The organism is Maribellus maritimus (genome assembly GCF_022267315.1).
Lineage (GTDB): Bacteria > Bacteroidota > Bacteroidia > Bacteroidales > Prolixibacteraceae > Draconibacterium > Draconibacterium maritimum.
Genome location: NZ_JAIKLE010000001.1, coordinates 79,882 through 102,470, shown reverse-complemented (window position 1 = coordinate 102,470; position 22,589 = coordinate 79,882). Strand labels below are relative to the sequence as shown.

Sequence of the window (22,589 nt, the reverse complement as noted above, 5' to 3'; positions counted from 1 at the left end):
ATCTTATTTTGATTTCTCCAAAAAAGATCGAAACGGAATAATAGTGCTAAGTATATTGATTCTCACAGGTGTCATTATAAGTATTATTATTGACTATTTCCCTCCAAAAAACAATACAGATATTGCGGAATTTGAGATGGCACTGGAAGAATGGGAAAACAGTCAAATAGACACAGAAAATACACTATCGCTTTTTCTATTTAATCCAAATACGATTTCTGAAAAATTGCTTGATTCGCTTTTATTGCCAACTTATGTAAAAAGAAATCTTGTTAACTATAGAAATGCAGGAGGAAAAATTAAACGAATTTCTGATTTCAGAAAAATTTATGGGATGAACGATAGTATCTATTCTGTTATTAAAGATTATATTATTGTTCCGAAAACAGAACAGGTAGCCAAAAAGTATATCCCAAATACAACGAGTAAACATGAAACCGAAAATTTGAATTTGGTTGAAGAAAACGAAGCGACAAGTTTTCAACAGTCATCTCCTGTATTCGTTGTTGAACTAAACAGTGCCGATTCAACCGAATTAGTCAGATTGAGTGGAGTCGGGCCGGTGTTTGCTTCTCGTATAGTGAAGTACCGCAATTTGTTGGGTGGTTTTTACAGAAAGGAACAATTGCTTGAGGTTTACAATTTCCCGGAAGAAACCTATGAAACTTTGGCTAACAATATTTCCGTCGACAGTTCCGCAATTAATCAAATTCGGCTAAACTTCGCCGATTTTTCTGATTTGTTGAGGCACCCCTACTTGAACAAAAAGCAGGTTCAAACGATTATTAATTACAGAACAACGAATGGGACGCTTAAATCAGTTGAGGATTTATTTTTAATGAATCTTATTGATTCTGTAACATTTATAAAGGTAAGTCCCTATTTAAGCTGTCGTTAAAAAGATTTAAATCAAATTTATTACATAGGAATTATTATTTTTTTCCTTTAAATTTGATAAACAGTGAATAATTTCTAAATTTGCGCCTCGATTTTAAAAAATGTAAACCGAAAAGGATATGATAATTATTCCGGTAAAAGAAGGCGAAAATATTGAAAGAGCTTTAAAAAGGTTCAAAAGAAAGTTTGAAAAAACGGGTGTGATCAAAGAGTTACGCGATCGTCAGAAGTATACAAAACCTTCGGTAAAAAGAAGGGAAGAGTTGAAAAAGGCTATCTACGTGCAAGGGTTACAGCGTCAGGAAGACTAATTATTTAGTGGTTCCTGGTTAATTGTGAAGGAGATTAATGAACTATCAGGAATCGTTTATTAACTATCTGAAGTATGAGAAGAGATATTCTCCTCATACTGTTACTGCATATAAAAATGACCTCGATCAATTTGTGTTGTTTTGCACAGAAGTGGTCGGGGAATTTGATGTTAATAGGGTCGATTCGAAATTGGTAAGGAGCTGGATTGTTTCGTTAATGGGAAAAAATACAGCTCCTCGTTCTGTAAGCAGAAAAGTTACCACTGTTAAAATCTTCTTCAAGTATTTAATGAAGGAACAGGTTGTTGTTGCTAATCCGGCTGTTAATTTGCCACTTCCAAAGATTAGAAAAAAATTACCCAATTTTTTGGAGGAAAATAATCTGCATCATCTTTTAGATGACGGTTTTTTTACTTACGATTTCAGAGGTGTGAGGGATAAGCTGATAATAACTTTGTTATACGGCACAGGAATAAGGTTAGCTGAACTTCTACATCTTAAAGATTCTGATTTTGATACAAGAGGATATTTAATTAAAGTTTTGGGAAAACGGCAGAAGGAAAGAATAATTCCTTATCCACGGAGTATAAACAACCTTTTTTTTCAGTACATAGAAATTAGAAATGAAACAATTGGATTTTCGCCGGAATGCCTATTGGTAACAGAGAAGGGGAAACCAGTTTACGAAAAGTTGATTTACAGGGTGGTTAAAAGTAACCTCGAAAAAGTTACTTCGTTAGAGAAAAAAAGTCCGCATGTATTACGACATACATATGCAACTCATTTGTTAAATAAAGGTGCGGATTTGAACGCTGTAAAAGAATTGTTAGGACATGCGAATTTGGCAGCTACACAGGTTTACACGCATACAACCTTTGAAAAGCTGCACGATATTTATAAACAAGCCCATCCAAGGGGTTAAAAACGTTTTATTATGGAAGTAAAAATTAATTCAGTACATCTTTCACCAGATAAAAAGTTGGTGGATTTTATTAATAAAAAAGTAAGCAAGTTGGATACTTTTTTTGATGGAATCATTAGTGCTGAGGTTACACTCAAAGTTTTGAAACCCGAGGTTTCTAATAATAAAATTTCTGAGTTAAAACTTTCGATCCCTTCCAACGGATATTTATTTGCAAAAAAACAGGCAGATACCTTCGAAGAAGCTACTGATTTAGTAGTGGATGCTATACGTAAACAGTTGACAAAATATAAGGAAAAACTCAAAAATAAATAATTTGAAAAATTGCTGTTTTTATTTTTAGTTTTTTAAAATAATATTTTTACATTTGCAAACCCTTTTGGGGGCGTTCCAGAAACTGCTGAAATTAAAGTAGTTTGCTTTTGTAGATGGGAGTTTTACGATTTTAAAAATCGGCTCATTTTTGAAAGGACAGCAAAAAATTGATTTTATTTTTGGTAAATTATTTTTATTTGTTTGTAGTTTCGAGAAATTATGTAATTTTGCACGGCATTTTTGCAAAATAATGATTGCGGGAGTAGCTCAGCTGATAGAGCATTAGCCTTCCAAGCTAAGGGTCGCGGGTTTGAATCCCGTCTCCCGCTCATATTTAGGAGATTGGAGTTATAAATAATATTTTTAGCTCCCGTCTCTTTATGTATTAATGCCGGAGTAGCTCAGGGGTAGAGCGCATCCTTGGTAAGGATGAGGTCACGAGTTCAATTCTCGTCTTCGGCTCAATTGATTTAGAAAAATAATTAAAAATTGCAGTTATGGCTAAAGAACATTTTAATAGGGACAAAGAACATGTCAATATTGGTACAATCGGCCACGTTGATCATGGTAAAACTACCCTGACCGCCGCCATTACAATGGTTTTGGCAAAGAAAGGTCTTTCTGAAATTAAATCATTCGATTCAATCGATAATGCTCCTGAGGAAAAGGAAAGGGGTATTACTATTAACACTGCTCACGTTGAGTATCAAACAGCAACTCGTCACTATGCGCACGTTGACTGTCCGGGACACGCCGACTATGTGAAGAACATGGTAACTGGTGCCGCTCAGATGGACGGTGCTATCATTGTTGTAGCTGCTACTGATGGTCCTATGCCTCAGACTCGTGAGCACATCCTTTTGGCTCGTCAGGTAAACGTTCCTAAGTTGGTTGTATTCATGAATAAAGTGGATATGGTTGATGATGAAGAACTTTTGGAACTGGTTGAAATGGAAATTCGTGAATTGTTGGATTTCTATGAATTCGACGGCGATAATACTCCGGTTATTCAAGGTTCAGCATTAGGTGCAATGAACGGTGAGGCAGAATGGGAAGATAAAATTATGGAGTTGATGGATGCAGTTGATAGCTGGATTCCGCTTCCTCCACGTGATATCGACAAACCATTCCTGATGCCAGTTGAAGACGTATTCTCTATTACTGGTCGTGGTACTGTTGCTACAGGTCGTATTGAAACAGGTGTTATTCATACAGGTGATGAATTACAGTTGATTGGTTTGGGTGCTGAAGGCCGCAAAACAGTATGTACAGGAGTTGAAATGTTCCGTAAAATTTTAGATGACGGTCAGGCTGGTGACAACGTAGGTTTGTTGCTTCGTGGTGTTGACAAAAAAGAAATCAAACGTGGACAGATATTGGCAAAACCTGGTTCAATTACACCTCATACTAGGTTTAAAGCTGAGGTTTATGTATTGAAAAAAGAAGAAGGTGGACGTCACACTCCGTTCCACAATAAATACCGTCCTCAATTCTACCTACGTACACTTGATGTAACAGGAGAAATTCATTTGGAAGAAGGTCGTGAAATGGTTATGCCTGGTGATAACGTATCAATTGAGGTTGAATTGATTTACCCGGTAGCTATTAATGTAGGTTTACGTTTTGCAATCCGCGAAGGTGGACGTACTGTTGGTGCTGGTCAGGTAACTGAAATTATTGAATAATATATTACACATATATTCAGAAGTAGTCTTGGGTCAAAAACCCAGGACTACTTTACGGTTGATACTCAGTTGGGGAGTGGTTGTAAACAGTAAGTTCGATTCTTACCTTCCGTACAAAAAAGAATCTGAAGAATGAAACTAAAAGTATATTTACAAGAGGCCTACGATGAATTGGTACATAAAGTAACATGGCCTACTTGGAAAGAGCTACAAAGTAGCGCATTGGTTGTAATGGTTGCTTCCTTAATTATATCACTCGTAATTTTCGTTATGGATCTGTCATTCAGAAACATAATGGATTTTATTTATGGATTATTTTATTAATCAAAAATCCTTAGAATAAAATGAGCGAAAATAGTAAAAAATGGTATGTTCTTCGTGCTATAGGTGGTAAAGAGAAGAAGGTAAAAGAATATATCGAAAACGAAATCGCAAATGGAGATCTGAAGGGTTTTGTTGATCAGGTTCTGATACCTACGGAAAAGGTTTATCAAATCCGGAACGGTAAAAAAATCAGTAAGGAAAGAAACTTTTTCCCGGGATATGTTTTAATCGAAGCTGCGTTAGTGGGTGAAGTTGCACATACACTAAGGAATTTTCCAAATGTTATCGGGTTTCTTGGCGACACCAAAGGTGGAGATCCGGTTCCGATGCGGCAAAATGAGGTTAACCGAATTCTGGGAAGAGTAGATGAACTTGCTGAAACCGGAGAGGAATTGAATATTCCTTACGTGGTAGGAGAAACTGTAAAAGTAATCGACGGACCATTCAACGGCTTCAATGGAACCATTGAGGAAATCAATGAAGAGAAAAAGAAGCTGCAGGTAATGGTGAAGATTTTTGGACGTAAAACTCCTTTGGAGCTTAGCTTTATGCAAGTGGAAAAGGAATAGTAACGCTTTAATTTTTTGTTATGGCGAAAGAAATTGCTGGATTAATTAAATTACAGATTAAAGGTGGTGCGGCTAACCCTTCACCACCGGTGGGGCCAGCATTGGGTGCCAAAGGGGTAAATATAATGCAGTTCTGCAAACAGTTTAATGGTAGAACACAGGATCAGGCAGGTAAAGTGCTCCCTGTTATCATAACGGTTTATGCAGACAAGTCGTTCGACTTCATTATTAAACAGCCTCCGGTGGCAGTTCAATTGCTCGAAGTAGCAAAGCTTAAAAAAGGATCGGCAGAACCACACGTAAGTAAAGTTGGTTCTGTTACCTGGGAACAGGTAAAACAAATTGCCGAAGGCAAAATGGTCGATCTGAATTGCTTTACTGTGGAATCAGCTATGAGAATGGTTGCTGGTACTGCCAGAAGTATGGGAATCACTGTAAAAGGTGCTTCACCATTCAATAACTAAATAAATCTTTTACGATGGGCAGAATTACGAAAAATAAAAAAGCTTCTCAGGAGAAACTCGAAAAAGGAAAAGCTTACACAATTGAAGAAGCGTCGGAATTGGTAAAGGAAATTACCTTTACAAAATTTGATGCCTCTGTTGATATTGATGTAAGACTCGGAGTTGATCCAAGGAAAGCTAACCAGATGGTTAGAGGCGTAGTTTCTTTACCCCATGGAACTGGAAAAGAAGTTCGCGTTCTGGCTTTGGTAACTCCTGATAAAGAGGACGAAGCTAAAGAAGCCGGAGCTGATTTCGTAGGATTAGATGAATACGTAGATAAGATTAAAGGCGGTTGGACGGATGTTGATGTTATCATTACCATGCCTCCTGTTATGGGAAAAGTCGGACAGTTAGGACGTATTTTAGGCCCCCGTGGCTTAATGCCTAACCCAAAGAGCGGAACCGTAACAATGGAAATTGGTAAAGCAATCAGCGAAGTAAAACAAGGTAAAATTGATTTCAAGGTCGATAAATTTGGTATTGTTCATACAACTATTGGTAAAGTTTCATTTACCGCAGATAAAATTAAAGACAATGCCGTTGAATTTATGAATACCATCATGAAATTAAAACCGGTTGCCGCAAAAGGTACTTATGTAAAAAGTATTTATCTCTCCAGTACCATGAGCCCTGGTATTCAAATAGAACCCAAGTCGATTGCAGAATAAAAAGGAGTAAAAATGAAGAGTTCAGAAAAACAAGTTATTATTAATAATTTACAAGAACAAATTGATTCTTACAGCCATTTTTATCTGACCGACATTAGTGGTTTAAATGCTGAGAATACCAGCGATTTAAGGAGACAATGTTTTAAACAAGAAGTAAAACTGGTTGTTGTTAAGAATACACTACTACGTAAAGCTTTGGAAAGTTCAGCTAAGAACGCCGAAGAAATTTACGATGCACTTAAGGGCAATACAACAGTAATGTTTTCTGAAAATGCAAACGTGCCAGCCAAGTTGATCAAAGACTTTAGTAAAAAGCATAAAAAGCCGGTGTTAAAGGCTGCTTATGTTGAAGAATCAATTTACGTGGGAGCAGATCAATTGGAAGCACTTATTGCAGTTAAATCTAAAAACGAGCTTATTGCAGATGTTGTTGCTCTGTTACAATCACCAATGAAAACTGTTCTTGGACAGTTACAGTCGGGTGGTACTATTATACACGGTGTTCTTGATACACTGAAAGAGAAAGAATAATTTTTTTGAAATAATTTAATAAAAGTAATAAAATGGCAGATTTAAAACAGCTTGCAGAAGAGTTAGTAAACTTGACTGTTAAAGAGGTTAACGAATTAGCTGGAATTCTCAAAGATGAGTATGGTATCGAACCAGCGGCTGCAGCAGTTGCAGTAGCAGGTCCGGCAGCTGGTGGCGGCGAAGGTGAAGCTGCTGCAGAACAAACTGAATTTGATGTTATTTTAAAAGCAGCCGGACAGTCTAAACTGGCTGTAGTTAAGCTCGTTAAAGAACTTACTGGATTAGGTTTGAAAGAAGCTAAAGCAGTAGTAGATGAAGCTCCAAAAGCTATCAAAGAAAAGATTTCTAAAGACGAAGCAGAAGCTTTGAAAAGTCAATTGGAAGAAGCTGGAGCAGAAGTTGAAGTTAAATAATCGCATTAAGACCTTTTTAAAAGGGTTATCTGGTTTAGAATCTTACCAGCGTAGGATTCTAAACCTTTTTGTGTATTTATATTTTATATAATTATTAACCTGTATAAATACATGTCAGTATATACAAAAAACGAGAGGATAAATTTCTCCTCAACACAAACGAGGTTTGATTATCCTCACTTCTTAGAAGTACAAGTTAAATCATTTAAGGATTTTTTTCAGTTAAGAACCACTCCTGATAACAGAAAGTCGGAAGGCCTGTTTCGTGTTTTCGAGGAAAATTTTCCCATCACTGATACACGGAATAATTTTGTGTTGGAATTTCTGGATTATCAGGTAGATCCGCCAAGGTACACAATTGCAGAGTGTGTTGAGCGCGGCTTAACTTTTAGTGTGCCTTTAAAGGCAAAATTAAAGTTGTATTGTACCGATCCGGAACACGAGGACTTTGATACTGTTGTTCAGGACGTATACCTCGGAACTGTGCCATACATGACCGACAGAGGTACCTTTATTATAAATGGTGCTGAAAGGGTTATCGTTTCGCAGTTACACAGGTCTCCCGGTGTGTTCTTTGGTCAAAGTTTACATGCCAACGGTACAAAACTTTATTCAGCACGTATTATACCTTTTAAAGGTTCGTGGATTGAGTTTGCAACCGACATTAACAGTGTTATGTTTGCTTACATCGATAGGAAGAAAAAACTTCCTGTTACCACATTACTGCGTGCCATCGGTTATGAAAGTGATAAGGATGTTCTTGAAATATTCGACTTAGCCGATGAAGTAAAGGTTTCGAAAACAGGACTGAAAAAAGTTGTTGGTAGAAGATTAGCTGCCCGTGTATTAAAGTCGTGGATTGAAGATTTTGTTGATGAAGATACAGGCGAAGTTGTTTCTATCGAGCGTAACGAAGTTATTATTGATCGTGAAACAATTATCGAAGATGATCACATCGAAGAAATCTTGGAATCTGGAGTCAAAACAATTCTGTTGCATAAAGATGATCAGAATCAACAGGATTTTGCTATCATTTACAACACACTCCAGAAAGACCCATGTAACTCGGAAAAAGAAGCAGTCCTTCATATCTATCGTCAGTTGCGTAATGCCGAACCACCGGATGAAGCAACTGCACGTGATGTTATCGACAAACTTTTCTTTTCAGATAAAAGATATGATCTCGGGGAAGTTGGACGTTACAGGATTAATAAAAAATTAGGACTGAACGTTGATTCCGAGAACAGAGTTCTGACTAAAGAAGATATTATTGAAATTATCAAGCATCTTATTCAGTTGGTAAACTCAAAAACAGACGTAGACGACATCGACCACCTAAGTAACCGTAGGGTTAGAACTGTGGGCGAACAAATGTATAACCAGTTTGGAGTTGGTTTGGCACGTATGGCTCGTACCATTCGTGAAAGAATGAATGTGAGGGATAATGAGGTTTTCACACCTATCGATTTGATTAATTCAAAAACTTTATCATCCGTTATTAATTCATTTTTTGGAACCAACGCGTTGTCGCAGTTTATGGATCAAACCAATCCACTTGCTGAGATGACGAACAAACGCCGTATGTCGGCACTTGGGCCTGGTGGTTTGTCTCGGGAAAGAGCAGGCTTCGAGGTTCGTGACGTACACTACACTCACTACGGGCGACTTTGTCCTATTGAAACACCGGAAGGACCAAATATCGGTTTGATTTCGTCGTTGTGTGTATTTGCTAAAATAAATGACCTTGGTTTTATCTCTACTCCTTACCGTAAGGTGGAAGATAGCAGAGTTGACCTAAGCGACGATGGTGTAGTTTATCTGACTGCTGAGGAAGAAGAATCACAGATTATTGCACAGGCAAATGCTCCTATTGATGAAAACGGGTATTTTATTAATCAGAAAGTTAAATCAAGACTTGATGGCGACTATCCTGTCGTAGATAGAGAAGATGTAAAATTGATGGACGTTGGTCCAAACCAGATCGCGTCTGTAGCAGCTTCTCTGATTTCGTTTCTTGAGCATGACGATGCCAACCGTGCTTTGATGGGATCGAACATGATGCGTCAGGCAGTACCTTTATTACGCCCGGAAGCACCTATTGTAGGTACCGGACTTGAAGGAAGAGCTGCAGCCGATTCTATGATTCTGGTTAAAGCTGAATTTGACGGTGTTATTGAATACGTAGATGCCAATCAGATCATTGTCCGTTACGACGTTACTGATGATGATCGTTTTGTAAGTTTTGATCCGGAAGTAGTTACATATACTTTGGATAAATATACAAAAACAAACCAGGGTACTACGGTTGATCTGAAGCCAATTGTAGAAAAAGGGCAACGTATCAGGCAGGGCGAAATCCTTACAGAGGGGTACGCAACAGAAAAAGGCGAACTTGCATTGGGGCGAAACCTTATGGTGGCGTTTATGCCATGGCAAGGGTATAACTACGAAGATGCGATTGTAATTTCAGAAAAGATGGTTCGTGAAGATGTGTTTACTTCTGTTCATGTTGATGAATACAGTCTTGAAGTTCGCGACACCAAACGAGGAGTTGAAGAATTTACATCGGATATTCCCAATGTTAGTGAAGAAGCAACACGGAATCTGGACGAAAATGGTTTGATTCGGGTTGGAGCCAATGTAAAACCCGGAGATATTCTGATAGGTAAAATTACGCCAAAAGGAGAATCAGATCCGTCACCGGAAGAAAAGTTATTACGCGCAATTTTTGGTGATAAAGCGGGAGATGTAAAAGATGCATCGCTAAAAGCTTCTCCTTCATTGTCGGGTGTTGTAATCGATAAAAAACTGTTCTCCCGGGTTACCAAAGACAAAAAAGGTAAAGCTACCAAAGCATTGTTGGATCAGATTGATGAGAAGTTTGATCGCGATATTGCAGCATTACGTGTAAAACTAGAAGACAAGCTTTTTACTCTTACTGCAGGTAAAACTTCTCAGGGAGTTAAAGACTATTATGGAACTGAAATTATTTCCAAAGGAGTAAAATTCACGCTGAAACAGTTACAGGAGCTTGATTATTTGAACGTTAATCCATCAAAATGGACAACAGATAAAGATAAAAATGATCTGATCTTCAGGGTGATTAACAACTTCATAATGAAGTATAAGGAAGCTGAAGCCGTTTCACGCCGTGAAAGATACAATGTTACAATTGGTGACGAACTTCCTGCAGGGATTATTCAGTTAGCAAAAATATACATAGCAAAAAAACGTAAACTTCAGATTGGTGATAAAATGGCCGGTCGACACGGAAACAAAGGTATTGTATCTCGTGTTGTTCGACAAGAAGATATGCCATTCCTTGCCGATGGAACACCTGTTGATATTGTATTGAATCCGCTGGGTGTGCCTTCAAGGATGAACCTTGGACAGATTTATGAAACTGTGTTAGGCTGGGCCGGAAAAGAATTGGGAATTAAGTTTGCTACGCCAATTTTTGATGGTGCATCAATAGAGGAGATTACAGAATACACTGATAAAGCAGGTGTGCCAAGATTTGGTGAAACCAGGCTTATCGATGGTGAAACAGGTGAACCATTTGACCAGCCGGCTACAGTTGGTGTTATTTACATGATGAAACTGGGGCACATGGTGGAAGACAAAATGCATGCTCGTTCTATCGGCCCATACTCACTTATTACTCAGCAGCCATTGGGTGGTAAAGCACAGTTTGGTGGTCAGCGTTTTGGTGAGATGGAAGTTTGGGCGCTTGAAGCATTTGGCGCTTCTCATATTCTGCAGGAAATCCTTACCGTTAAGTCCGATGATGTAATGGGTAGGGCTAAAGCATACGAATCGATCGTTAAAGGTGAACCAATGCCACAACCGGGTATTCCTGAGTCACTAAACGTATTGTTACACGAACTCAGAGGTTTAGGCCTCAGCGTAAGGATGGAGTAAAATCCACCGATAATGAATTGGTTCTGTTATAATGATTTTTAATTAGTATTATGGCATTCAGAAAAGATAATAAAGCAAAAAGTAGTTTTTCTAAAGTTTCAATAAGTCTTTCATCTCCTGAAGAAATTCTGGAAAGGTCGTTTGGCGAAGTATTGAAACCGGAGACAATTAACTACAGAACATATAAACCTGAGCGGGATGGTCTTTTTTGCGAGCGGATTTTTGGGCCCGTAAAAGACTACGAATGCCATTGCGGTAAATACAAACGAATCCGCTATAAAGGAATTGTTTGCGACCGTTGTGGTGTGGAAGTTACAGAGAAAAAAGTGCGTCGTGAAAGAATGGGGCACATTTCGCTGGTTGTGCCTGTTGCACACATTTGGTATTTCAGATCGTTACCAAACAAAATTGGTTATTTGTTAGGTCTTCCAACCAAAAAACTTGATTCCATTATTTATTATGAACGATATGTTGTAATTAATCCTGGGGTTAAATCAATTGATGGAGTGAAAGAGCTTGACTTCCTGACAGAAGAGGAATATCTTGATATTTTGGATACGCTTCCAAAAGACAACCAGTTCCTTGACGATGATGATCCAAACAAATTTATTGCGAAAATGGGAGCCGAAGCTTTGTATGAAATATTAAGCAGGCTCGATTTGGATGATCTTTCTTATACACTTCGTCATAAAGCAAATACCGAAACTTCGCAACAGCGTAAAAACGAAGCGTTGAAACGTTTGCAGGTTGTTGAAGCATTCAGGGCAAGTAAAAACCTGAACCGTCCGGAGTGGATGATTGTTCGCGTTGTTCCTGTAATTCCTCCTGACCTGCGCCCGTTGGTTCCGCTTGATGGTGGTCGTTTTGCAACATCCGATTTGAATGACCTTTACCGAAGAGTAATCATTCGAAACAACCGTTTAAAACGATTGATTGAAATTAAAGCGCCTGAGGTAATTTTAAGAAATGAAAAACGAATGCTGCAGGAAGCTGTGGATTCGTTATTTGATAATTCAAGGAAAGTAAATGCCGTAAAAACCGAAAATAACCGCGCATTAAAATCACTTTCCGATAGTTTAAAAGGGAAACAAGGTCGTTTCCGCCAGAATCTTTTGGGAAAACGTGTTGACTATTCTGCACGTTCTGTAATTGTGGTAGGTCCTAAATTACAAATCCATGAATGTGGTCTTCCAAAAGATATGGCAGCTGAGTTATACAAACCTTTTGTAATTCGGAAACTGATTGAAAGAGGGATTGTAAAAACGGTAAAATCGGCCAAAAAGATTGTTGACCGAAAAGATCCTGTTGTTTGGGAAATTCTTGAAAATGTATTAAAAGGGCATCCGGTGATGTTGAACCGTGCGCCCACATTGCACCGATTGTCAATTCAGGCTTTTCAACCTGTATTAATAGAGGGGAAAGCAATTCAGCTGCACCCGCTGGTTTGTACAGGATTTAATGCCGACTTCGACGGCGACCAGATGGCTGTTCACTTACCGCTCGGAAATGCGGCGATTCTGGAAGCACAATTATTGATGCTTGCTTCGCACAACCTTTTGAACCCCGCTAACGGTGCTCCGATTCAGGTTCCGTCGCAGGATATGGTTCTTGGTTTATATTATATGACCAAGCCGCGTAAAGGCTCAAGAGGGGAAGGAATGACATTTTATTCTGCCGAAGAAGTATTAATTGCTTATTACGAAAAAGTAATTGATCTTCATGCAGTAATTAAAGTTAAAGTTGAAGACGTAGACGAAAATGGCGCGTATTTCAAACATATTATCGAAACTACTGTCGGTCGTGTTCTTTTCAATGAGTATGTTCCAAGAGAAGCTGGTTATATAAATCAGTTACTTACTAAAAAGTCACTTCGTACAATTATCTCAGATGTATTTAAGAAATCTGGAAATGCGGTAACTGTTGGATTCCTCGACGATATCAAAAACCTTGGATACAATATGGCTTATCGCGGTGGCTTATCGTTTAACCTCGATGATGTTATCATTCCTGAAGATAAGGAAGGAATTGTTGGCGATGGTTATGCAGAAGTAGAAGAGGTTATCAGCAACTACAATATGGGATTCATTACCAATAATGAAAGATATAATCAGGTTATTGATATTTGGACTCATGCAAACTCAAAGCTTACTCATTCAGTGATGAAGACGTTGAGCACAGATAAACAGGGATTTAACTCTATTTATATGATGCTTGACTCTGGTGCCCGTGGATCGAAAGAGCAGATTCGTCAGCTTTGCGGAATGAGGGGATTGATGGCAAAACCACAGAAATCAGGATCAACTGGTTCCCAAATTATTGAGAACCCGATTTTGGCCAACTTTAAAGAAGGTCTTTCGGTGTTGGAGTACTTTATTTCAACTCACGGTGCGCGTAAAGGTTTGGCTGATACCGCATTAAAAACTGCTGATGCTGGTTATCTTACACGTCGTTTGGTTGATGTTGCTCAGGATGTTATCATTTCTGAAGATGACTGCGGAACATTGCGTGGTTTGGTAGCAACTGCAATTAAAAACAACGAGGAAGTTGTTGCTTCGCTTTTCGACCGAATTATTGGCCGTACATCAGTTCATGATATCTATCACCCGTTAAACGGAAATCTGATTGTTAAGTCAGGTGACGAAATTACCGAAGAAGTAGCAAATGTAATCGAAGAATCTCCGATTGAGAGTGTCGAAATTCGTTCGGTTTTAACTTGTGAATCAAAAGTTGGGGTTTGTGCAAAATGTTACGGCAGAAACCTGGCTACAGGTAAAAAAGTTCAAAAAGGTGAAGCTGTAGGGGTAATTGCTGCACAGTCGATTGGTGAACCCGGAACACAGCTTACATTACGAACATTCCACGTGGGTGGTATTGCAGGTAACATTTCAGCACAATCGCAGGTTGAATCAAAATACGATGGTTATGTTGAAATTGAAGAACTTCGTTCGGTTGAGCGCAAAGACGATGAAGGAAAAGGAATAGATATCGTAGTAAGTCGTTTGGCTGAATTAAAAATTATCGATAAAAATACAAATATTCCTTTGTCTACTCACCCCATCCCATATGGTTCAAAATTGTATGTGAAAAATGGTGAGGAAATAAGAAAAGGAAAATTGATATGCGAATGGGACCCGTTTAATGGTGTAATTATTACCGAATTTGACGGAACCATTGAATTTGAAAATCTTATTGATGGTATTACTTTCAGGGAAGAATCAGATGAACAAACTGGTTACAGTGAGAAAGTAATTATCGAAACCAGGGATAAAACCAAAAACCCGACGCTGAAAATCATGGATAAAAAAGGCGAGATGATACGCTCATACAACCTTCCGGTTGGTGGTCACATTGCCGTATCCAATAATCAGGAAGTTAAAGCGGGTACTGTTTTGGTTAAAATTCCTCGCGCTGCTGGTAAAGCAGGTGATATCACTGGTGGTTTGCCACGTGTTACCGAGTTATTCGAAGCTCGTAATCCTTCAAATCCGGCAGTAGTTTCGGAGGTTGATGGTGAGGTTTCTCTGGGGAAAATCAAACGAGGTAACCGCGAAATTATCGTTACGACCAAAAATAACGACGTTAAGAAATATCTGGTACCACTTTCAAAACAGATTTTGGTTCAGGAGAACGATTATATTCGGGCGGGAACATCGCTTTCCGACGGAGCTACAACTCCTTCTGATATTTTGGCTATTAAAGGTCCGACAGCAGTTCAGGAATATATTTTGAATGAAGTGCAGGACGTTTACCGCATGCAGGGTGTGAAAATTAATGATAAACATTATGAAATCATTATTCGCCAAATGATGCGGAAAGTTGAAATCGATGACCCGGGTGATACCCGCTTCCTTGAAAAACAGGTTGTTGATAAAAACGAGTTTATCTCTGAAAATGACTGGATTTATAACAAAAAAGTTGTTATCGAGTCCGGTGACGCAGAAGGTTTGAGGTCAGGTCAGATTATCTCTGCCAGAAGATTAAGAGATGAAAATTCTCAGTTGAGGAGAAGAGATAAAAAACTGGTTGAAGCGAGGGATGCAATCCCCGCAACTTCAAGCCAGATTCTTCAGGGGATTACCAAAGCGGCGTTGCAAACACGCAGTTGGTTATCAGCAGCTTCCTTCCAGGAGACAACAAAAGTCCTCAATGAAGCAGCGATAAACGGTAAAACCGATTATCTCGACGGATTGAAAGAAAATGTAATTTGCGGTCACCTAATTCCAGCCGGTACAGGGTTGAAGGAATATAAAAATCTTGTAGTGGGGTCAAAATCAGAATATGATCAGTTGATCGACTTGAAAAGATCCTAAATAGAGTAAAAAGAGCAACATCATGGATGATAAAAAACAAAAAGGACAACAATTAAATATTGAATTGAGTGAGGACGTTGCACAGGGGGTGTATTCGAACCTTGCAGTTATAACACATTCAAGTTCAGAATTTGTTGTTGATTTTGTTCGGATAATGCCGGGAGTGCCAAAAGCAAATGTGAAGTCACGGATAATTTTAACTCCGGAACACGCCAAACGTTTGTTAATGGCTTTGCAGGATAACATAAAAAAATATGAGTCTATTCACGGACCTATAAAAAATGTGAAACCTGGCAATGATTCAATGATGCCGCCCATGAATTTTGGCGGGCCAACTGCTCAGGCTTAATAAAGGATTTTATAAAATATGTAAGAGGAATCATTTTTTTGGTTCCTCTTTTTTTATAATAACTGCTGCAAACCCTTTCTTTCTTAATTAAAATAAATATAAATAACAAAGTATCGCATTAGGCGGGAATTTTAGAAATATTTGTTTGATTGTTTTAAAGTCAATATTTAAAAGGGTTTAGGGCTGTGTTTTTCAAATAGAAAAGCATGAAAAACCGCGTTTTGTTTGGCAATGAAGCAATTTTTCTGAACCTCGGTTTAGGTGTCTTGATTTCTTTAGAGTGAATATTTATATTTGCCTCTCTTCTTGCCAAAAGCAAAAGAGTTTCGTGTTTTCCTCAAAGCAAAAATTTAGAAAACTTAATTAAATCAAGTATAGATGAAAGCTTACAACATTATTGTTTTGGCCAAACAGGTTCCTGATACGAGGAATGTTGGCAAAGATGCAATGAAAGCTGACGGGACGGTTAACCGCGCTGTACTTCCGGCTATTTTTAACCCGGAGGATTTAAATGCGCTGGAACAGGCTTTACGGATTAAAGATAAATTTCCCGGAACAACAGTTAAAATTCTTACAATGGGACCGGGACGTGCCGCAGATATTATTCGCGAAGGTTTATATCGTGGCGCTGACGGAGGTATTTTGCTTACGGACAGGGCATTTGCCGGGTCTGATACTTTAGCTACTTCGTACGCCCTGGGGCAGGCTTTAAAAAAGATTGAAAACGTAGACCTGGTGATTGCAGGTCGTCAGGCAATCGATGGAGATACTGCACAGGTAGGGCCACAGGTTGCTGAAAAGTTAAATATGCTTCAGGTGACTTATGTTGAAGAAGTAAAGGAACTTAAGAATAATACGATCGTATTAAAACGCAGGTTGGAAAGAGGTGTGGAAACTGTAAAATGTCCGCTGCCTCTGGTGATTACAGTAAATGGTTCAGCTCCGGAGTGCAGGGCACGAAATGCCAAGTTGTTAATGACCTACAAAAGAGCAAAAACAGTTACCGAGTTGCAAAAAGAAAATGAGGACTATACACATCTGTATAACGATCGGCCGGAGTTAAATATTCCGGAATGGACGGTTAACGACATTGAAACAGACAAATCTCAATTGGGGTTGACTGGTTCTCCAACCAAAGTAAAATCCATTGAGAATGTCGTACTTCAGGCAAAAGATTCCAAAATTATTTCAGACAACGATGCAGATATTGAAAATATGATGCTTGAACTTATTGAGAGTCATACCATCGGGTAGTTGTACCTTTGTAAATTAGAAAGAAATGAATAACGTATTTGTTTATTGCGAAATAGAAGACGGCCAGGTAGCCGAGGTAAGTCAGGAATTGCTGACCAAGGGTAGAACGCTGGCTAATGAATTAAAATGTAAACTGGAAGCGATTGCCATTGGCCATCAACTTGAAGGTATTGCTGATCAGATAATTCCTTATGGCGCGGATACGCTGTACCTGGCAGACGATAAAAGGTTGTATCCTTACCAAACGTTGCCACATACTTCAATCATCGTAAACCTGTTTAAAGAAGAAAAACCTCAGATTGCCCTTATGGGGGCTTCGTCCATAGGCCGCGATCTTGGTCCCAGAGTGTCTTCTGCATTGCACAGCGGTTTAACAGCCGATTGTACGAGTTTGGTCATTGGCGAACATTACGATAAAAAAGCGGACAAAAAGTATGAGAATTTGCTGTACCAGATTCGTCCTGCTTTTGGAGGAAATATTATTGCCACCATTATAAATCCGGATTGCCGTCCACAAATGGCAACGGTTCGCGAAGGTGTAATGAAAAAGAGCATTATTGATCCGAAATACAAAGGGAAAACAGTAAAACTTGATGTGTCGAAATATGTGAATGATACCGATTTTGTTGTCGAAATCATTGAGCGGCATATGGAAAAAAGTAAGTTGAATATCAAAGGTTCTCCTATTATTGTTGCCGGTGGTTACGGCGTTGGTTCTAAAGAGAATTTCCAGCTTTTACATGAACTTGCCGAAGTATTAGGTGGCGAAGTTGGTGCATCCCGCGCAGCAGTCGATGCGGGCTATGTGGAACACGAAAGGCAAATTGGTCAGACTGGTTTAACGGTTCGTCCAAAATTATATATCGCTTGTGGTATTTCAGGGCAAATCCAGCACCGTGCGGGAATGGAACAATCGGCCCAGATTATTGCAATTAATACCGATCCTGAAGCGCCGATTAATTCCATAGCAGATTATGTGATTACCGGAGATATTGCTGACATCGTTCCAAAGATGATCAAGTATTATAAAACGAATACAAAATAGTGTTGACATTTAATATGAACTAAAATGGCAAATTATTATACAGATAACAGCGACCTAAAATTCCATTTGAACCACCCGTTGATGGAAAAGATTGTTCGCTTAAAAGAACGGGATTTTTCTTTTAAAGATGAATTTTCATTTGCTCCGATGGATCATGAAGATGCTCTCGACAGCTACGATAAAGTGCTGGAGATTGTGGGTGAGATTTGTGGAGACATTGTTGGCCCGAATGCAGAAAGTATAGATGCAGAAGGACCCCAGGTAGTTGACGGACATGTTATATACGCCCGCGGGACACAGGAGAACATTGATGCACTAAACAAAGCTGGGTTGATGGGAATGTCATTGCCTTATAAATATGAAGGTCTTAATTTTCCGATTGTACCATATATTATGGCGGCTGATATCGTTTCGCGTGCCGATGCAGGCTTTGTAAATATTTGGGGATTGCAGGATTGTGCTGAAACCATCAACGAATTTGCTTCGGAAGAACAAAAGGAAAAATATCTGCCGCGTGTGTGCAAAGGCGACACGATGGCAATGGACCTGACCGAGCCTGATGCAGGTTCCGATTTGCAGGCAGTTCAGTTAAAAGCTACCTGGGATGAAAAGAAGAATGTTTGGTTGTTAAATGGAGTAAAACGTTTTATCACCAACGGCGACGGAGAAATTTCTCTTGTGTTGGCGCGTTCAGAGCCAGGAACAAAAGATGGGCGTGGACTTTCGATGTTTATATACGATAAACAGCAAGGTGGAGTAACCGTTCGCCGTATCGAACATAAAATGGGAATCATTGGCTCACCCACCTGTGAGCTGGTTTTCAAAGATGCTCCGGCTGAGTTGGTTGGTTCACGGAAATTGGGGTTGATTAAATATGTAATGGCATTGATGAACGGCGCTCGTCTTGGAATTGCTGCCCAATCAGTTGGTGTTAGTGAGGCTGCTTACCGCGAAGCAATAGAATATGCCAAAGAAAGAATGCAGTTCGGAAAGGCAATTATTCGTTTTCCTGCTGTCTACGAAATGCTCTCTATGATGAAAGCTAAACTGGATGCCTCAAGAACCTTGTTATACGAGACAGCACGTTTTGTTGATATGTATAAAACATACCAGCATATTTCCGAAGAACGTAATCTGGAAAAAGAAGAACGTGCAGAAATGAAAAAATATCAGCGTTTGGCCGATGTATACACCCCGCTAGTAAAAGGAATGGCAAGTGAGTACAGCAACCAACTGGCTTACGATGCTGTTCAGATTCATGGCGGTTCGGGTTTTATGAAGGATTATCCGGTGGAACGTATTTACCGCGATGCCCGAATTACCTCAATTTATGAAGGAACAACACAGTTACAGGTAGTAGCTGCTATTCGCGGTGTAACAACCGGTGTTTTTCTGAACCAGATTCGGTACTATGAATCTCAGGCGGTTTCACCTCAACTTGAATACCTGAAACGTTCGCTGATTATTCTTACTGATGAGTATGAGCAGGCAGTGAAAAAAGTAACTTCAACAGACGACAACGAGTTTGTCGATTTCCATGCCCGCCGTTTGGTTGAAATGGCCGGACACATTATCATGAGTTATTTGCTGTTGCTCGATACAAACCGCGATGATTCATTCCTGCGTTCAGCCAAAAATTACATTACTTTTGCCAAGGCGCAGGTAAAATCACATGCTGAATATATCCGGGTTTCTGAGTTAAGTGATCTCGGAACTTATAAATTCGAATTGTAGTATTTTAAAATACATATTCCCTTAAGAAGCTGCTTTTGTCAACGTATGAAGGCGGCTTTTTTTATGGTTCCCATTTGGCACCATCTTTGTCTTAATTCAGAAAAATCAAAAATCATGAAAAAAGTTTGTTTTATATTGTTAGCAATTTCCATTGCCGCTATCGTAAATGCTCAAAATTCGGATTCTCTGAAAATAAAAGTAACCGGAGATTTTATTTATATTGATTAATTGTGCAGAACCGCAGCAGATAATAATTTTGATGATGAAACCCTGGTTGACATGGTGGTTGTTAAAAAAGAACTAATTACATCGATTGTCGTTCAGTTAGACCCTCCCGGAAGGAAAGAGGAAGAAAATATGGTTGTGGTTACTACCAGTGAAAAAATTGTTTATCCGGAAGCCGGAGTTGATTCAAAAGCTATGAGTAATGCCTATAAACCTTATAAATTTTTCTTTGATAATGAATCTTTAGCAAAATCGTTTGCTTTGGAGATAATGAAGATTTGTGCCAAAGATTAATAATTTTTTTAGATTTAGGCACTTATTTTTATAAAAAACCGGAAGGTTGACTTTTCCGAAGAATCTGTTAAAGCCACATGCAGAGTACATTTGGGGTCTGAACTAAGTGACCTAGGAGCTACAAATTAGAATTGTAGAGCTTGATAATAAGCTATTAGTACAGAGTATTTAGTATTATTATAAAATGGCAAAGCCACTTCATCTTTTGAGGTGGCTTTTGGGTTTTTAATGTAAAGACTAAAACGTTTGAGATATTTGTCCAAGTCTTCTTAATCTCGGAAAATGAGTTTGAGTTGGAGAAGAAGATGGAAATTATTATTTCATTAACAATGAAATCTATCGTTTTATGAGGTCGTGAATAGATAAAGAATTATTTTTAGAGGCATTATTACCCGAGAGTCAAAGAGGACTAGCCCAATTTAGATGGATTTGTTTTATAACCATATAGTTAGAATAATTTTTGTTTTTTTTTGTGTATCTCCTGTTGAACTGTTTGCTGACAGGCAATCTGATTACTCAGAATCACTAACATCAGTTCAGTATTTAATTGAAAATAGAATTCAGGATATCTCAGACCTGGAGTTGACCAATGCACCATTTACAACCTATGGAAATGAACTATTAAATCCAAATGAATATTACTGGTTCAAACTCACATTTAGTAATCAGGTTTTAGAGTGTGAGTCGTATTTTATTCATTTTAACGATTTTTTTTCTGAAATTCAACTGATACAACTTTTCCCTCAAGGCAGAATCACAAAATACATTGGCGGAACTCATATTCCGCTTTCAATCCGTTCTTTTAAAGGTTTCTTCAAAGACAAAGTTTTATTGGAAAGAGCTAAAGGAAATGTAACCGTAGTTTATTTAAAAGTAAAAAGAGAAGGTTACGAAACATATTCGTTTCCTTCTGTTAAAATAATTCCGGTAAAAAAATATCAATATTTCAGAACTAAGACCGATATAATTCAAAGTTTTTTCACCGGCGTTATTGCTATATTATGCCTCTTTAATTTGGTTCTTTTTCTCTTAACCCGCGAAAAACTTTATTTGAGTTATTTTGTCTATATAGCTATTGCAAGTTTATATTTCTTTTTTTATTACGACTATATCGAATTATTTTGGTTTCCTAAGCACCCTTTGGTAAATAAACTCTTCTTTTTTAGCATTGTTTTAGGGCAGCCGTTTTACTTCTTTTTTCTCTACTATGCTTTAAACGAAGGAAACCAGAGGGACTACAGGAAGTTGATTTTTAGATATGCCTTTGTAGTTTTATCGTTAAGTATTATAATTATTATTATTTCGCTTTTTAGATATAATATAGCTGTTCACATTGGTGATGTCTTGTCGGTTTTGAATGGTATCACAATTGTTTTAATATTTTTCCTACTTGTTCGTAAAGTGCCGCTTGCTGTAAAAATAATTCTTTCAGGTTCATTATTTTTGGCGGCAGGTGGAGGTGCGGCTATAATTACCAACTTGTTTTATATATCTGCCGAGCACATATACATATACCAGGCAGGGTTTTATATTGAAATACTATTATTTGCAATCGCAATAAACTTTGCTCATTACAATGAACGGCTGATTAGAATAAAAAGACAACTTGATATTGCTTATTTAAAAAATGAAAAGCTTGAAAAGGAAAGAGAGCTTGAAGAGCTGAACAAGACTATCGATAAAAAGAACCGCGATTTAACCTATAAAGCCATCGTTATTTCACAAAAAGAATCGATGCAAAAAACTGTTTTGAAGCAGCTGTCAAAGCTGAAAAACCAGGAAAAAATTCAAAAGAATCAGCTGCTGGAATTAATGTCAAATTTGAAATCAAACACAAACAATAATCACTGGAACGAGTTTGAAAGTCATTTTGCCGCTGTTCATCCGCATTTTTATAACGCGCTAAATAAGAAATATCAAAACTTAACTGCCAGCGAAAATAAACTTTGTGCATTTATAAAAATGAAACTTTCTTCAAAAGAGATAGCGTTAATTACAGGAAAAAGTCAGCAAAGTGTTGATGTGGCCCGAAGTCGGCTGCGCAAAAAGATGGGATTGGAAAATCATGAAAACTTATATGCCGTGGTTTCTGAAATAGAAATTAAGTAGATTATTTATTTTTTTCTGTTTTTATTCGCAATCTTTAATAGACCAGGACAAAATTCCCAATATTTCTCAATTATTTTCAATTAAACAGCAAAAGTTAAGATTTTGTTAGGTATGTTTTGCCTCCTCTAATAGCCAATACTGCTAGATTTACCGTGGTTAAATGTGTGAGTTTGTAATTAAGAAAAATAAAAACCGGGAATCATGGAT

At 38.2% G+C, this 22,589-nt stretch carries 19 protein-coding genes and 2 tRNA genes; all 21 read left to right on the top strand.

Going from position 1 to position 22,589, the window contains the following annotated elements:
• Nucleotides 1–43 precede the first annotated feature (43 nt).
• The gene (locus K5G00_RS00435) at nt 44–898 is read left to right on the top strand and encodes a helix-hairpin-helix domain-containing protein (protein ID WP_238763244.1); all 855 of its coding nucleotides are present in this window, start codon (nt 44–46) and stop codon (nt 896–898) included.
• A 118-nt stretch (nt 899–1,016) separates the two neighbouring features.
• Nucleotides 1,017–1,208, top strand: a complete 192-nt coding sequence (rpsU, locus tag K5G00_RS00430) for a 30S ribosomal protein S21 (protein WP_158863888.1) — start codon at nt 1,017–1,019, stop codon at nt 1,206–1,208.
• 37 nt (nt 1,209–1,245) lie between these two features.
• The gene (locus K5G00_RS00425) at nt 1,246–2,130 is read left to right on the top strand and encodes a tyrosine-type recombinase/integrase (protein ID WP_238763242.1); all 885 of its coding nucleotides are present in this window, start codon (nt 1,246–1,248) and stop codon (nt 2,128–2,130) included.
• A gap of 12 nt (nt 2,131–2,142) precedes the next feature.
• A complete protein-coding gene (gene hpf / locus K5G00_RS00420) occupies nt 2,143–2,445 on the top strand; it encodes a ribosome hibernation-promoting factor, HPF/YfiA family (RefSeq protein ID WP_238763240.1) in 303 nt (100 codons plus the stop codon).
• A 256-nt stretch (nt 2,446–2,701) separates the two neighbouring features.
• Nucleotides 2,702–2,774: transfer RNA gene (locus tag K5G00_RS00415), tRNA-Gly, on the top strand.
• A gap of 61 nt (nt 2,775–2,835) precedes the next feature.
• A tRNA-Thr gene (locus K5G00_RS00410) sits at nt 2,836–2,907 on the top strand.
• A gap of 35 nt (nt 2,908–2,942) precedes the next feature.
• Nucleotides 2,943–4,130: an elongation factor Tu gene (gene tuf / locus K5G00_RS00405; RefSeq protein ID WP_238763238.1), complete on the top strand. Its 1,188-nt coding sequence runs from the start codon at nt 2,943–2,945 to the stop codon at nt 4,128–4,130.
• Between the two features lie 132 nt (nt 4,131–4,262).
• Entirely contained in the window at nt 4,263–4,454 is a 192-nt protein-coding gene (gene secE, locus K5G00_RS00400; protein ID WP_158863880.1) for a preprotein translocase subunit SecE, read from the top strand.
• Between the two features lie 20 nt (nt 4,455–4,474).
• Nucleotides 4,475–5,023 carry a transcription termination/antitermination protein NusG gene (nusG, locus tag K5G00_RS00395; RefSeq protein WP_158863878.1) on the top strand — a complete coding sequence of 183 codons (549 nt, stop codon included), beginning with the start codon at nt 4,475–4,477 and terminating at the stop codon, nt 5,021–5,023.
• 20 nt (nt 5,024–5,043) lie between these two features.
• Complete coding sequence (rplK, locus tag K5G00_RS00390; protein ID WP_238763236.1) at nt 5,044–5,487, top strand: 50S ribosomal protein L11; 444 nt, start codon at nt 5,044–5,046, stop codon at nt 5,485–5,487.
• Nucleotides 5,488–5,501: 14 nt separating this feature from the next.
• Nucleotides 5,502–6,197, top strand: a complete 696-nt coding sequence (gene rplA, locus K5G00_RS00385; RefSeq protein WP_158863874.1) for a 50S ribosomal protein L1 — start codon at nt 5,502–5,504, stop codon at nt 6,195–6,197.
• A 12-nt stretch (nt 6,198–6,209) separates the two neighbouring features.
• The gene (gene rplJ, locus K5G00_RS00380; protein ID WP_238763234.1) at nt 6,210–6,728 is read left to right on the top strand and encodes a 50S ribosomal protein L10; all 519 of its coding nucleotides are present in this window, start codon (nt 6,210–6,212) and stop codon (nt 6,726–6,728) included.
• Nucleotides 6,729–6,760: 32 nt separating this feature from the next.
• The gene (gene rplL / locus K5G00_RS00375) at nt 6,761–7,141 is read left to right on the top strand and encodes a 50S ribosomal protein L7/L12 (RefSeq protein ID WP_158863870.1); all 381 of its coding nucleotides are present in this window, start codon (nt 6,761–6,763) and stop codon (nt 7,139–7,141) included.
• Nucleotides 7,142–7,252: 111 nt separating this feature from the next.
• Entirely contained in the window at nt 7,253–11,062 is a 3,810-nt protein-coding gene (rpoB, locus tag K5G00_RS00370) for a DNA-directed RNA polymerase subunit beta (protein WP_238763232.1), read from the top strand.
• Nucleotides 11,063–11,112: 50 nt separating this feature from the next.
• A complete protein-coding gene (gene rpoC, locus K5G00_RS00365) occupies nt 11,113–15,372 on the top strand; it encodes a DNA-directed RNA polymerase subunit beta' (protein ID WP_238763230.1) in 4,260 nt (1,419 codons plus the stop codon).
• A gap of 22 nt (nt 15,373–15,394) precedes the next feature.
• Nucleotides 15,395–15,721, top strand: a complete 327-nt coding sequence (locus K5G00_RS00360) for a DUF3467 domain-containing protein (protein WP_158863864.1) — start codon at nt 15,395–15,397, stop codon at nt 15,719–15,721.
• Between the two features lie 378 nt (nt 15,722–16,099).
• Nucleotides 16,100–16,975, top strand: coding sequence for an electron transfer flavoprotein subunit beta/FixA family protein (locus tag K5G00_RS00355; protein ID WP_238763228.1), 876 nt, complete (start codon nt 16,100–16,102; stop codon nt 16,973–16,975).
• Nucleotides 16,976–17,000: 25 nt separating this feature from the next.
• Nucleotides 17,001–18,020, top strand: a complete 1,020-nt coding sequence (locus K5G00_RS00350; protein WP_238763226.1) for an electron transfer flavoprotein subunit alpha/FixB family protein — start codon at nt 17,001–17,003, stop codon at nt 18,018–18,020.
• Between the two features lie 24 nt (nt 18,021–18,044).
• The gene (locus tag K5G00_RS00345) at nt 18,045–19,754 is read left to right on the top strand and encodes an acyl-CoA dehydrogenase family protein (RefSeq protein ID WP_238763224.1); all 1,710 of its coding nucleotides are present in this window, start codon (nt 18,045–18,047) and stop codon (nt 19,752–19,754) included.
• 228 nt (nt 19,755–19,982) lie between these two features.
• Nucleotides 19,983–20,273: a hypothetical protein gene (locus K5G00_RS00340; protein ID WP_238763222.1), complete on the top strand. Its 291-nt coding sequence runs from the start codon at nt 19,983–19,985 to the stop codon at nt 20,271–20,273.
• 423 nt (nt 20,274–20,696) lie between these two features.
• Nucleotides 20,697–22,382 (top strand): 7TM diverse intracellular signaling domain-containing protein, encoded by a 1,686-nt coding sequence (locus K5G00_RS00335; RefSeq protein WP_238763220.1) that lies wholly within the window; start codon nt 20,697–20,699, stop codon nt 22,380–22,382.
• Nucleotides 22,383–22,589 lie beyond the last annotated feature (207 nt).

Bases quoted from the DNA above. Each gene is read 5' to 3' on its own strand.
- rpsU (WP_158863888.1), top strand. From the start codon at position 1,017: ATGATAATTATTCCGGTAAAAGAAGGCGAAAATATTGAAAGAGCTTTA.
- K5G00_RS00425 (WP_238763242.1), top strand. From the start codon at position 1,246: ATGAACTATCAGGAATCGTTTATTAACTATCTGAAGTATGAGAAGAGA.
- hpf (WP_238763240.1), top strand. From the start codon at position 2,143: ATGGAAGTAAAAATTAATTCAGTACATCTTTCACCAGATAAAAAGTTG.
- tuf (WP_238763238.1), top strand. From the start codon at position 2,943: ATGGCTAAAGAACATTTTAATAGGGACAAAGAACATGTCAATATTGGT.
- secE (WP_158863880.1), top strand. From the start codon at position 4,263: ATGAAACTAAAAGTATATTTACAAGAGGCCTACGATGAATTGGTACAT.
- nusG (WP_158863878.1), top strand. From the start codon at position 4,475: ATGAGCGAAAATAGTAAAAAATGGTATGTTCTTCGTGCTATAGGTGGT.
- rplK (WP_238763236.1), top strand. From the start codon at position 5,044: ATGGCGAAAGAAATTGCTGGATTAATTAAATTACAGATTAAAGGTGGT.
- rplA (WP_158863874.1), top strand. From the start codon at position 5,502: ATGGGCAGAATTACGAAAAATAAAAAAGCTTCTCAGGAGAAACTCGAA.
- rplJ (WP_238763234.1), top strand. From the start codon at position 6,210: ATGAAGAGTTCAGAAAAACAAGTTATTATTAATAATTTACAAGAACAA.
- rplL (WP_158863870.1), top strand. From the start codon at position 6,761: ATGGCAGATTTAAAACAGCTTGCAGAAGAGTTAGTAAACTTGACTGTT.
- rpoB (WP_238763232.1), top strand. From the start codon at position 7,253: ATGTCAGTATATACAAAAAACGAGAGGATAAATTTCTCCTCAACACAA.
- rpoC (WP_238763230.1), top strand. From the start codon at position 11,113: ATGGCATTCAGAAAAGATAATAAAGCAAAAAGTAGTTTTTCTAAAGTT.
- K5G00_RS00360 (WP_158863864.1), top strand. From the start codon at position 15,395: ATGGATGATAAAAAACAAAAAGGACAACAATTAAATATTGAATTGAGT.
- K5G00_RS00355 (WP_238763228.1), top strand. From the start codon at position 16,100: ATGAAAGCTTACAACATTATTGTTTTGGCCAAACAGGTTCCTGATACG.
- K5G00_RS00350 (WP_238763226.1), top strand. From the start codon at position 17,001: ATGAATAACGTATTTGTTTATTGCGAAATAGAAGACGGCCAGGTAGCC.
- K5G00_RS00345 (WP_238763224.1), top strand. From the start codon at position 18,045: ATGGCAAATTATTATACAGATAACAGCGACCTAAAATTCCATTTGAAC.
- K5G00_RS00335 (WP_238763220.1), top strand. From the start codon at position 20,697: ATGGATTTGTTTTATAACCATATAGTTAGAATAATTTTTGTTTTTTTT.